The sequence below is a fragment of the Pediococcus damnosus genome (assembly GCF_001437255.1).
Taxonomy (GTDB): Bacteria; Bacillota; Bacilli; order Lactobacillales; family Lactobacillaceae; genus Pediococcus; species Pediococcus damnosus.
Window position 1 is genome coordinate 1 of the sequence record NZ_JQBD01000066.1, and the last position, 11,438, is coordinate 11,438.

Annotated in this window: 16 protein-coding genes; 1 reads left to right on the forward strand and 15 read right to left on the reverse strand. The window is 34.6% G+C overall.

The features are described 5' to 3' along the window. Positions 1-199: 199 nt before the first annotated feature. A complete protein-coding gene (locus IV84_RS07925; protein WP_046872486.1) occupies positions 200-595 on the reverse strand; it encodes a S1 RNA-binding domain-containing protein in 396 nt (131 codons plus the stop codon). Positions 596-708: 113 nt separating this feature from the next. Here IV84_RS07925 and IV84_RS07930 point away from each other — a divergent pair, with 113 nt between their 5' ends. Then, positions 709-1,353 (forward strand): VTT domain-containing protein, encoded by a 645-nt coding sequence (locus IV84_RS07930; protein ID WP_046872485.1) that lies wholly within the window; start codon positions 709-711, stop codon positions 1,351-1,353. Between the two features lie 82 nt (positions 1,354-1,435). On the opposite strand, the gene IV84_RS07935 is transcribed toward IV84_RS07930, so the two are convergent. The 14 genes from IV84_RS07935 to IV84_RS08000 all read right to left on the reverse strand — a co-directional run bounded on the left by IV84_RS07935 (position 1,436) and on the right by IV84_RS08000 (position 11,308). Next, positions 1,436-2,059, reverse strand: a complete 624-nt coding sequence (locus IV84_RS07935; protein WP_046872484.1) for a TIGR01906 family membrane protein — start codon at positions 2,057-2,059, stop codon at positions 1,436-1,438. A 4-nt stretch (positions 2,060-2,063) separates the two neighbouring features. After that, complete coding sequence (locus IV84_RS07940) at positions 2,064-2,834, reverse strand: TIGR01457 family HAD-type hydrolase (protein WP_046872483.1); 771 nt, start codon at positions 2,832-2,834, stop codon at positions 2,064-2,066. Positions 2,835-2,844: 10 nt separating this feature from the next. Then, a complete protein-coding gene (locus IV84_RS07945; RefSeq protein ID WP_046872482.1) occupies positions 2,845-3,447 on the reverse strand; it encodes a YutD family protein in 603 nt (200 codons plus the stop codon). 39 nt (positions 3,448-3,486) lie between these two features. Continuing rightward, the gene (locus tag IV84_RS07950; protein ID WP_046872481.1) at positions 3,487-4,095 is read right to left on the reverse strand and encodes a metallophosphoesterase family protein; all 609 of its coding nucleotides are present in this window, start codon (positions 4,093-4,095) and stop codon (positions 3,487-3,489) included. A 135-nt stretch (positions 4,096-4,230) separates the two neighbouring features. Then, positions 4,231-5,607: an amino acid permease gene (locus IV84_RS07955; protein WP_056986371.1), complete on the reverse strand. Its 1,377-nt coding sequence runs from the start codon at positions 5,605-5,607 to the stop codon at positions 4,231-4,233. Positions 5,608-5,697: 90 nt separating this feature from the next. Next, positions 5,698-6,708: a class I SAM-dependent methyltransferase gene (locus tag IV84_RS07960; RefSeq protein WP_331244716.1), complete on the reverse strand. Its 1,011-nt coding sequence runs from the start codon at positions 6,706-6,708 to the stop codon at positions 5,698-5,700. Positions 6,709-6,772: 64 nt separating this feature from the next. Continuing rightward, positions 6,773-7,084: a hypothetical protein gene (locus tag IV84_RS07965; RefSeq protein WP_046872478.1), complete on the reverse strand. Its 312-nt coding sequence runs from the start codon at positions 7,082-7,084 to the stop codon at positions 6,773-6,775. After that, positions 7,062-7,472 carry a competence type IV pilus minor pilin ComGF gene (locus IV84_RS07970; protein WP_046872477.1) on the reverse strand — a complete coding sequence of 137 codons (411 nt, stop codon included), beginning with the start codon at positions 7,470-7,472 and terminating at the stop codon, positions 7,062-7,064. The genes IV84_RS07965 and IV84_RS07970 overlap by 23 nt, the downstream gene beginning before the upstream one ends. After that, positions 7,465-7,767 carry a hypothetical protein gene (locus IV84_RS07975; protein WP_046872476.1) on the reverse strand — a complete coding sequence of 101 codons (303 nt, stop codon included), beginning with the start codon at positions 7,765-7,767 and terminating at the stop codon, positions 7,465-7,467. The genes IV84_RS07970 and IV84_RS07975 overlap by 8 nt, the downstream gene beginning before the upstream one ends. Further along, a complete protein-coding gene (gene comGD / locus IV84_RS07980) occupies positions 7,742-8,179 on the reverse strand; it encodes a competence type IV pilus minor pilin ComGD (protein ID WP_056986372.1) in 438 nt (145 codons plus the stop codon). The genes IV84_RS07975 and comGD overlap by 26 nt, the downstream gene beginning before the upstream one ends. 8 nt (positions 8,180-8,187) lie before the next feature. Continuing rightward, positions 8,188-8,496 carry a competence type IV pilus major pilin ComGC gene (gene comGC / locus IV84_RS07985; protein WP_046872474.1) on the reverse strand — a complete coding sequence of 103 codons (309 nt, stop codon included), beginning with the start codon at positions 8,494-8,496 and terminating at the stop codon, positions 8,188-8,190. Next, positions 8,493-9,545: a competence type IV pilus assembly protein ComGB gene (gene comGB, locus IV84_RS07990; RefSeq protein WP_056986373.1), complete on the reverse strand. Its 1,053-nt coding sequence runs from the start codon at positions 9,543-9,545 to the stop codon at positions 8,493-8,495. The genes comGC and comGB overlap by 4 nt, the downstream gene beginning before the upstream one ends. After that, complete coding sequence (comGA, locus tag IV84_RS07995; protein WP_046872473.1) at positions 9,481-10,467, reverse strand: competence type IV pilus ATPase ComGA; 987 nt, start codon at positions 10,465-10,467, stop codon at positions 9,481-9,483. Before comGA ends, comGB begins: the two co-directional genes overlap by 65 nt. Positions 10,468-10,573: 106 nt before the next feature. Beyond that, positions 10,574-11,308, reverse strand: a complete 735-nt coding sequence (locus tag IV84_RS08000) for a YebC/PmpR family DNA-binding transcriptional regulator (protein ID WP_056986374.1) — start codon at positions 11,306-11,308, stop codon at positions 10,574-10,576. Positions 11,309-11,438: the final 130 nt, after the last annotated feature.

Here is an 11,438-nt window from a genome sequence, read left to right on the forward strand (position 1 = left end):
GGTCTACTATGTCGCGATTGGAAGCGTTAAATGCCTCAACACAACTATCTAACTTTATCATTTCAAATTATAAAAGTCAACTAACATTTTCAATTGCTTTTAAAAAGTTGTTTACTCTTTCGTTTGAAGCAACATTTAATATAATACCAAGAATACATTTCTCGGTCAAGGGTTATTTGATTTTTTTATACCTTCTCATTTACGAATCAATCTGATAGTCTTCTCTTGCTTGCCTTTTCCAACCTGGTAACTTTTCAGCCACGCTTTGAAAACCAATTAGATCTTCATCATTGGTCCAATAAAACTTATGCCGTGCATGAACAAACATTGGCATTGGTTGGTCGTGTATCTGTGTTCCCTGATATAAAGTTCTAATTGACAAACTAACATGCGAATTAGCAGGATCGATGTCGACAATCATACAAGATATGGTTTGTCCAACTTTATATAAAGAATTTAAGTCATCGACATAATCGTCACTACATTCTGATATGTGAATCAAGCCTTTAAAAGAAGCTTTCTGATTTTCTACAAAAAGTCCATATGATTTAACACCAGTGATTACGCCCTGAATAACATCCCCGATCTTTAGCACTTTTAAAACATCTCCTTACAATTGCTTAAACCTTATTTTAGCGAAACTCTAAGTATGATACAATACTCGTGTTTCAAAATAACAGTCTTAACTGCCTAACACGGAGGAATATTGTGTCATTTCTTATTGATTTCATTCTACATATTGATACGCACTTAGTTTCTATTGTAAATACTTTTGGTAATTGGACCTATCTTATCTTATTTGCATTGATCTTCATAGAAACAGGTGCAGTCATTTTACCGTTTCTACCTGGGGATTCACTTTTGTTTGCTGCAGCAGCACTTTCAGCCAATAGTATTTATGGCCTTAATATATGGATTTTCGTTTTTTCCCTGTTTTTCGCGGCCGTCCTAGGTGACTCAACCAATTTCTTTATTGGTCGATGGCTTGGCAATAAACTAACCCAGCATCATCTTTTTGGTAAAATCATTACCGAACAGCGACTTAAAGAGTCACGTGAATTTCTTGATCGCTATGGCAGTGTTTCCATAACTTTTGCACGTTACATGCCAATCATTCGAACCTTTGCTCCATTCGTAGCTGGTGGTAGTAAATTCAGTTATCGCAAGTTCATCGTTTTTGATATATTAGGTGCTTCAACCTGGGTCACTTTGTGTTGCGGTGCTGGTTACTTCTTCGGGAATTTTCCATTTGTAAAGGCACATTTTTCTGCAATTGTAATCGGAATTATTCTAATTTCACTAATTCCGATCCTTATATCATTTTTGAAAACCCGAAAAAAAGCACAAAAATAAGCCAAACATTCAATTGAGATTGAACTATGCCCCGAAAATTTTAACTTTCACGGTATAAAGCAAGCCCTCAGAATGTGTCGGCTTATTTTTTTAACTCTTTTCGTCCAACTAAAATAAAAAATAAATAAAAACATTCGATAAAAATAAATACTAGCACAAAACACTGTAAGAAAAATTCTTCTGGCAGCGCATTTATAATTGGATCCTTAGCAGGATCAAACATCCAATCATTATTTCGAAACAGTAATTCATGAAAACCAATAAAAAATTGGTCAAATGAAATACTCATCATTACTCCGACTAAAATTGGAATTACCGCTGCAACTTGTAACGGCCGAATTAGTCGCCAAAGAGATTTTGTTTTAATTAATTCACGGATAAAGAAAAAAAATACAATTCCTGAAATAATTAAAACAGCCTCATTCAGCATAAATAAATTTTTCACATCCGAAAAATGTTGTAATCCGGCACTTGAGCTTGAAAAATTAGTCATTTTTAAATGTGTCACCCAGGGAAAACTTAAATACTGAATGAGTTGATGATAGTTATGCATTATCTGTGATTTTGTTAAATCAACCATTTCCAAAACGTGATAACCTTTTAAGGTCCAACTATAAAGGAACGTACAATTAATCACTAAAAAGATTGCCAATGAAATTCCAAACAGATGAAACGCACACCATTGTGCAAACCTTCGCAATCTCATAGGCTTACTTCCATTCATCAAACGACTGGATTTCATGGGTGGGTTGAATTTCCTGTTTTTTTACAAATTCAGGAGTTGACACCCCTGTGTATACCAGCAACGTATCAATACCAAAATTGATTCCAGCCGAGATGTCCGTCATATAATTATCACCGACCATCACAACATCATCCTTAGGTAGTCCAATTTGTTTTACTGCTTTTTGCATAATTATAGTTTCAGGTTTCCCGACATAAGTTGCTCGTTGCTGCGTTGCACGCTCAACCATGCCAATTAAAGCCCCTGCACCCGGAACCAAACCACGTTCATTTGGTAAATTTGTATCTGCGTTAGTCCCAATAAACGTAGCCCCTCTTTTTATGGCTAACGTTGCTAATTCAAATTTATGATAGGTAACATCATAATCTAGCCCAACGACAACCCAATCTGGATGCACTTCATCAAACTCGAATTTTTTATTTAAAAGTGCCTGTTTCAGACCTAGCTCACCAATAACGTACACTTTACGCTTATTCCCGGCAATGCCATCCAAATAATCAGCTGTTGCCAAACCAGCAGTGTACACCTGATCAGCCGTAGTATTGATATTATGATTGTCACGTAAATTTTTGGCTACATCCTTTGGTAATTTAGTTGTGTTATTCGTTACAAATAAAAAATCAGTTTTTGTATCTTGTAATCGTTTAACAAATCTAGCAGCAGCTGGTATCTGATCACGACCACGATAAATAGTGCCATCTAAATCAATTAAATATCCTTTATAATCTGAAATCATTTTCTCTTCCTCATTTAGTCTCTCTTATTGTAAAAGAACGTTTACCTCGTTTATGAACTTCAGTAATTTTATTTTGACGATGATTGACTGGTTTTGCTTTCTGTTTAGTAATTTTTTCTTCAACAAAGGGTTTCTGCTTAAATTTACGAACACGCTTATTAGGATGTTTATTTTTATTTTTATTTTTGCTAACGGGTTTATTTACCGTTTCTTTTTCCTTGGTTCGTAAGCTACGTTTTTTAGCCGGCTTATTTACACTTAAATTTTTTAAAATGAAATAAGCACAACCAAAATTGCAAAACTCCAACAAATAATCTTGAATAGCACTTTGTTTCTCATTATCTTTTGCATTTCGATCGCCATCGCTATAAAAGCCCTTTAATCGAAGCTGTTCATAACCAATATCAGCAACAATATAATCATACTTGCTCAGAACTGGACTAAATCTCTCTGCCAATTGTTCACGATCAAAAGCATCTCGTTCATTACTAACAAGTTGATATTGATGCCCATTTATCAGAATATTAGCATCATCTAAAACATCAACTTTATTAATGACCGGGCGCCGATTGATTTCATTTTCAGCACTTTCTTTACTTTGCGTATTAGTCATGTATGCGCCTCTTTTCTATTTATTACTTAATTAATCTTCTTAACTCCGTTTAGCAAAATCTGTAAACTTTCCTTGAACCATTTGCTCAATATCCTTTTCCGAAAACGGGGTTCCAAATGGAATCTTATAATCCAGATAATCTGTTTCCGGCGTATCCACGCCAACATTTATATCTTCTTTAATATTGACACTATAATGATGAATATGCCCATGTAAATTTATGATTTGTTTCACAATCCCCATCATCATTGGATAGTGGGTCATATAATACTGACGATGATTAAATTTGATTAACACCCCAACATCATGAAATTCAAATTTAGGTTTTCCACCTACCATAAAGTTATGATTATTCAAATATTTAAAGAAAGCGCGACTGTCATGATTTCCCTTAATTAAGACCAGATGCCCATTTAAAGACTTCAATACATCATAAACCGCCTGATTCGAAATGCCTGCTGGATGTGTAAAATATAAAGCAATATCTCCCAAATGATAAACTGTATCCGTAGTTTTTACTCTAGCATTCCAATTTTTGACAATCGTTTGATTCATAGTCTCAACGTTGGGAAAAGGACGTGGTGCAAAATCATTGTCCCCTAACAAATCTTTATGAAAAAAATGTGTATCAGCTGTAAAAAAATTCAAAACAATCCCCCGTTTTTAATGTACTCCGTTCTAGTATATAACATTCCCATAAAATCTGGTTACATTTTATTGCCATAGCCATTTTTTTGAACAAAAAAAACGAGAAAGATCAAATCTTTTCTCATTTCATCAATTCTATTTAGTTGTTTGTTTTCTTTTTTTTCTCATAAAATAAATAATGTTAAGGATTAACAACCACAATATTGATCCAATTAACGCAATTAGTGTGTCAACTTTCAATACCAAAACAAAACCAACAAAGATCAAAAATATCAGGACAAAATAATCACTATATGGATACCAAGGCATTTTAAAGCTTGCCAAGGGCTTTCCTTCACTCTTTAACTGTTTACGATATTTTAAATGTGCCAATATAATTGTACTCCAGATAAACAGAAAACAAGTGGTCGCGATACTAGATATAAAAGTAAACACTTTTCCTGGTACAAAAGCATTTAAAAGAACCGCAAAGGCAATTACCAAAGCCGAAACCAGAATGGCATTAGCCGGTACTTGAGTATGTGAAAGTGTTCCGAGCTTTTTTCCTAATTTTGACTTATTATCATAATTTAGAGAAAACAACATTCTTCCTGTAGTAAATAAAGCACTATTGCAGGCGGAAGCCGCCGCAGTTAACACGACAAAATTTATAATTGCTGCCGCCCCTTTGATCCCAACATTTTGAAAAACTTGCACAAATGGACTAGATGTCGGTGAAACATACTTCCAAGGAAAAATAACCATTAAGCAAAACAGCGCGCCCACATAAAACAGACCAATTCGCATAGGAATATCATTGATTGCTTCTGGAATAACCTGTTTTGGATTCTGCGTTTCAGCAGCTGTCATTCCTACCATTTCAACACCAACAAAAGCAAAAACGACCATTTGAAATGATAAAATAAAGCCCTTAGCTCCCCTAGGGAAAAAGCCCCCATATGCAACCAAGTTAGAAAGAGAAGCATAACCTACATCAGTTTTGTAGTGAATAGCCACAAGCACAATTCCAGTTATTATTAACATCAAAATTGCGGCAATTTTGATTATTGAAAACCAGAATTCAGTTTCACCAAAAAGCTCCACAGTAATCAAATTTATTGTTACCAGTACTAACAAAATAACGAATCCTGGAATCCATTGAGGTAAGTGGGGAAAACAAAAACGCATGTATAGTCCAGCCGCCGTGATTTCTGCCATCGCAATTGATATCCAGCAAATCCAATATGTCCAACCAGTCACAAAACCAACTCGTTTACCCAGATACTTAGCCACAAAATCTACAAACGAAGTTGAATTTAAATCAGAAAGAAGTAATTCTCCTAATGCTCGCATTAGCCAGAAACAAACTAATCCTGTAATTGCATAAGCTAGCAGAATCGATGGTCCAGCCAAATGAATTGACTGTCCTGCTCCTAAAAATAAACCAGTTCCAATCGTTCCACCAATGGCAATCAGTTGAACATGTCTACTTTTTAAACCGCGCGATAAATTTTTGTTTTTATTTTCACTCATATTGCCTCCATAAAACTTACCTTATGTGCATGTCTTGCAACATAATTACAGTTAATCATATAGGAATTTTTGAGTTAAGTAAAATCTAAACTAAAAATTTTGGCGGTGCCACTGTTTAATTTCATCCAAAAACTTTTTCATTTCTTTTTGGTTCTTAAAGGATGGAAAATCCCCTAACAATACCTTTGATGCTTGTTTTGCTTGTGTACCATAATTTTGCACGATTAATATTGATTTTTGTAAACTCGCATTAGTAAACAAATCTTTAGGCAAATTCAAGAAGCCTTGTAAATAAATGTTATTCTTACAATAGTTCAATAAATTAGCTGCTTGGTCCGTTTGAAAAATATTAGTTGGCACCAAGAATAATCCAAATCCACTAGCAACAACATGATTCATTGCTTGTTCAATCAGCAAATGATGAACGTACGAATGCCCTTCTGTACTATGTGTTTGATACTTTTTAACACGAACATCAATTGGATAGTAACCAACGGGCAAGTCAGAAACCGCAACATCGGCTGAATTAAATACTAACTGATCTAAGGCGTCCTGATGAAACAAGTCGACATCTAAATTCTGTAATCTAGAATTAATATCTGCCATTGCCAACATTGAATCATCATTATCAATTCCAATTCCAGAGATTTTGGTTTCCTTGTGATTTTGATGAATATCATTCATGATTGTAGTAAGTAGGTTTCCAGTTCCAACTGCCGGATCAAGAACTGTCAGTGTCTTAGTATCTGCAAGTAATTCTTGTAGCAAATAGGCGAATAACATCCCAATCGTATCAGGTGTCATCTGATGATTTGCCTGAATATGATCCTGTTGAGACGCATTCAGAATAGCCAATTGAAGAGCTTGTCGAACAACCTCAGCATTGAGTTGCTTGATATTTGTTTCTTCATAAAAATGCTCTAAATTATGCCTTGCACTCGTGCTAGGCTTACCATCCTCAATATGAACCTCACCAGAAATTAGGTTATCACCAGTTTCAATTAAAGCATCCAAATAAGAACTATCTAGCTCTTTCATTAGAATTTCGGTACTTTCATCAATTATATTAAATAATTGTTCAACTTCATCATTATTCGTAATCTTTCACCTCATTATTAACTTAAACTCCTAAAATAGTTTAACATTAATTCAATGAAATTGGCATTTATAGCGGTTGACTCCTCAATTGAAATTTAAAACAATGATGGTTCTTTAAAAGAACCACAATTTTTTTATCTTCAATCTTGGCGGTTCCAATACTTGATATAATTGATTTTTGGTCCTTATTAGTTTTTCTCTTTAAAATCAATACATTACATAACATTCGTCCTTCATTTGCTTCAATCATTCTAGTCTGATCAGCAATGTGTGCCTGTCGATTTTGTTCAATTTGAAAAACTAAGCCACTATAAATAGTCAAAAAAACGATTGCACTCAGTAAAACATACCCAGATTTATTTTTTTTGAATATATACATTCTCTTTTTTTGTTTCTCCATTATCAAAATCTATTTTTAGTTTTAAAAAAGGCTCTTTATAATCAAAACTAACCGCCTTAATATGAGCAATTAACGGAATATATCCAGGAGAAAAACGTAATTCATCTTGATACTTTTCCAGTTTATAAACTTTATTTTCAGCATTGCTTTCTAAATAAACATAGGTGCTGCTGTTACTCTTAAATCGAAAATCATGTTTTTCTGATTCTAATTCACCAACTAATAATTGCAAATTTGCTGAATTACTTTGTTGCGAAAAAGAAATATTCGTTAACTTTGTACTAAACGAAATAAGCTGATAAATCACTCCCAAAACGACTAACGAAATTGCAACTTCTATTAGTGTGAATCCTTCTTTTTTATTCAAACTCTATTTTCCTTATAACGTGATGTTGAGTGCCTTCTAAAACTAATAACCTCGTTGAGTACTTAAGCGTATCGCTACCAATATGCATTTCTTGATCTTTTTTTTCATCAAACCGGCGACTTCCTTCCAACATTTCACGGCTAATTAAAACTTGGTTTGCCAATTTTTTATCAACTTGTCGTTCATTTTGAATACAATCATGAACAAGGACTAACGTAATACTTATTAGCATCAATGCAACAAGCGATTCACTTAAGATAAAACCATTTTTATTCTCTTTTAATATGATAAACACCCCACCCTAACTGCACGGTCATCCGATAAGTACATTTATTAATTTTTGAATTAAATGCGATTGTCTGGGGCTTGACATAGCCATCACTACCGATTTTAATCTCTTGATTGCTGAATAAAGAAAGTGTTTTCGGTAATTGCACTTCATAATTTTCCTTATCAAATGTCTTTAAAGGTCTAAAACTAACCTTATTTCTGGCTTTATCAAAAGAAATATAGGTAACAACTCCTTCTAAATTAGCAAATTGTTCATAGCGTTTCCATTCACGATCAAACGTTGCCCAAAATTCCTTCTCATGCTGTTGTTCAATGACTCTTTTAAATGCCATGTTTCCTGTTGAAAACAGCAAAGAAACAATAGTCAAAACTACCAGTGATTCTATTAATGTGAACCCATGCTTTGATTTGCTCATGATTCTAGCTAATTAACTGCTTTATCGTCTTTAATCGTAATATTATTTTTCTTTGCTTGATCAAGTTGTTTGTCAGTTAAATACCCTTTTTCCTCCAATTCATCAAGTGAAGCCGGTAATTTTTGATGCTCATTTTCGTATAAATCAACTTGTGTCTGAACCACTTCAACCATTGCGTTACCATGAATCTTTTTGGCATTATTTCGTTGTTGTGCAATATTTGGCAATACAATTAAAATCAAAAGCGAAATGATAAATAAGACCACGGTCATTTCAATCAAAGTAAATCCTTTTTTTAAACGTTGTTCTTTTTTCATTTATAAACACCCTCCATTGAATGATACATTGGCAACAACATACTTAAATACATAAACACAATAATAAGTCCAATCAGTAAAAACATGAGTGGCTGTACTAATCCAATTAATCTTTCGATCTGTTTCGTTAATTTTTGATATTTAATTTTGGAAAACATCACAAGTTCTCGACCTAAGGCTTCCCCCGTATTGCCTTTATTTAATAACACATTCAGTTCTTGCGGAATGAATGGATAACGATTAACAAATGTGGATGTTTTTCCACCTTCTGCTAACTGTTTTTCAAGAGCCGTACCAATCTGAAAAAGCAACGAGGTTGACGAAAAGTTTGCTAACATCGCACAGATACTTTTAATTCCTAATCCGCTTTTTAATAGCATCGCTAAATTTAAAGATAGGTAATAGTGACAATAGGTTCGATAAACATTTCCTACAATTGGCACATGACAAACTAGTTCTACCCGTTTCACGGCTGGCTTTTTTAAAAACCTCTTCATATAAACAATTAAACTACCAATTAGAATTCCCAAAACTAGAAAAATAAAAATGGTCGATCCTTTTATTGCATGAACTTGTGTAGCAGCATTCCACATATTTAATTCAGGAAAAATGTAAGCTTTCATTCCAACCATCAATGCGCCTAAAAAGATCAATAACAAAGCCGGATATTCAAGCAATTGAAGTAACTTTGTTTGTTGTTTTTGCTTTGCAGTTAAATATATTCCCAACGATTGCAAGCTTTCGGACAAATCTCCATGTTTTTCTGAAATTAAGATTTGATAGAAAATGTCTTCATTCAAAAACGGTTTAATCGCCTTTGAAAAGGAATCTCCACGTTCCAGGCCACTAATTATTTGCTCGATTTGGTGTTTTTTTGCAGGAATCACAACCTTTATAAAAGTCAGTGCTTCCCCTAAACTAAATCCAACCGCTAATAAATCAGCTAATAACATAAAAAATCTTGCCTGAACCTTGACTGAAAATTTAGCCTTCTTGATATTCCAACAATGTTTTTTCTGAAATATTGTGTTTTTGATATTCTTTTTCAAGACACTCTCCCCATCTTACGTTCATTTTTTGATTGGGCATCTTATGAAAAGCATTCTGCAGTTCTTCCCCATCCATAATGTCAAAAAGTGCTGCTACCTCTCCTTTTTTCACAGGAATTAAGCGTTGATATGCAATTCCCGTTAAAGCCTGTTGCAGCATTTCCGTATCTATATTGAATTGCTGTAATCTCCTAATAACACCAAAACTATTTTGGGCGTGGACCGTACTCAAAACTAAGTGACCACTTAATGCTGCTTTTACTGCAACGTTAGCAGTATGATCGTCACGAATTTCACCGATTATAAAAACATCCGGACGATGGCGTAATCCAACTTTTAATAATTGTTCATAGGTCATCTCAGCCCGTGTATTAACCTGCAGTTGTAAAAATTTTTCCTCAAATATTTCAACCGGGTCTTCAATTGTCATTACAACTTTCTCTTGAGCCAAATATCTAGCCAATTGATAAATTGAAGTTGTTTTTCCAGATCCCATCGGCCCGGAAAATAACAACAATCCTCGCTTATTAGCTAAACCAACCAACTTTTCCCACTGAAAAGGCTCTAAATGTTGAATGTGTGCATCCTCAACTGGATATATAAAACGAATTACCATCGATTCCCTATTCAGAAAATCACCCACTGATGATAAACGTAGATGCACAACGGACCCTTGTTGCTGCCAATAATATGCGCCGGTTTGCGGTCGTCTTCTTTCACTTAGCGCCATATCCGCCTGAAATTTAAAATAGGCAATGAGTTGTTCCCCAACTTGTTGCGAAACTTCTTGAATGATATGGCAATGGTTTAAACGTTTGTACATGATTTGATATTCATCCAGCCTAGGCAACATATACAAATCCGTAGCCCTTTCTTGAATACACGTTTTCACAAATTTTTGAACATATTCCTCTAATTTCATGTCTATCCCCCCACACAATTAAGATACGTAGAAACTAGCAATTCTTTTATTTTTGTACAAAAAAAATCAAGTTCATATTGAACTTGATTTTAAGAATTCAATTTAACTAGTCTTCATCAGGTAATTCAGCTGCTTCGTAAACTTCAGAAACATCATCATCATCTTCTAATTCATCGATTAAGCCTTGATATTGGGGAACTTTGTTTTCTGGAACTGGTGTTTCATTTTCAGGAATCATCGTAAGTTCAGCAGTCGCTAACTTATAGCCTGCTTTTTCTAAAGCATCCCTAACCTGAGCTAAAGATTTGGGATCCGTATAAATCTCAAAAGCATCATCAGAAGTTTGAATGTCATCAGCACCTGCATCCAATGCATCCATCATCATTGTATCTTCATCGGTGTCTGTATCTTCACGAGAGATAACAATGTAACCTTTACGATCAAACATATATGATACTGACCCACTCGCACCTAAGGCACCACCATGATGTGTAAATGCAGAGCGAATAGCAGCTGCAGTCCGGTTCTTATTATCAGTCAATGCTTCCACAATAATGGCTGTTCCACCAGGACCATAGCCCTCGTACGTAATTTCTTCATAAGCTGCGCCACCAACACCTGAACCTTTATCAACAGCTCGTTTAATATTGTCTTTTGGCATGTTTGCAGCTCGTGCTTTGTCCATCATCAAACGTAATTGAGGGTTTCCGGAAGGGTCAGGACCCCCAGCTTTGACTGCCATGTAAATTTCACGCGAAATTCTTTGAAAAATCTTCCCACGCTTAGAATCCTGAGCGTTCTTACGACCTTGAATATTGTGCCACTTAGAATGTCCTGACATTTCCAAACTCCTCTTTTCTATATAATGGATTTTCATTGTTAGTAAAACCTAATCTAGTATAGTAAATAATAGCCCGCTTGGCAAGCTTTTCTCATTGACTGTATGTGTCAAGTTTTCCTAGGTGCCTTAT

Excerpts from the sequence above, each read along its gene's own strand:
- IV84_RS07935 (WP_046872484.1), bottom strand. The coding sequence starts at position 2,059 with ATGAGATTGCGAAGGTTTGCACAATGGTGTGCGTTTCATCTGTTTGGA.
- IV84_RS07940 (WP_046872483.1), bottom strand. The coding sequence starts at position 2,834 with ATGATTTCAGATTATAAAGGATATTTAATTGATTTAGATGGCACTATT.
- IV84_RS07945 (WP_046872482.1), bottom strand. The coding sequence starts at position 3,447 with ATGACTAATACGCAAAGTAAAGAAAGTGCTGAAAATGAAATCAATCGG.
- IV84_RS07955 (WP_056986371.1), bottom strand. The coding sequence starts at position 5,607 with ATGAGTGAAAATAAAAACAAAAATTTATCGCGCGGTTTAAAAAGTAGA.
- IV84_RS07965 (WP_046872478.1), bottom strand. The coding sequence starts at position 7,084 with ATGTATATATTCAAAAAAAATAAATCTGGGTATGTTTTACTGAGTGCA.
- comGD (WP_056986372.1), bottom strand. The coding sequence starts at position 8,179 with ATGAGCAAATCAAAGCATGGGTTCACATTAATAGAATCACTGGTAGTT.
- comGC (WP_046872474.1), bottom strand. The coding sequence starts at position 8,496 with ATGAAAAAAGAACAACGTTTAAAAAAAGGATTTACTTTGATTGAAATG.
- comGA (WP_046872473.1), bottom strand. The coding sequence starts at position 10,467 with ATGAAATTAGAGGAATATGTTCAAAAATTTGTGAAAACGTGTATTCAA.
- IV84_RS08000 (WP_056986374.1), bottom strand. The coding sequence starts at position 11,308 with ATGTCAGGACATTCTAAGTGGCACAATATTCAAGGTCGTAAGAACGCT.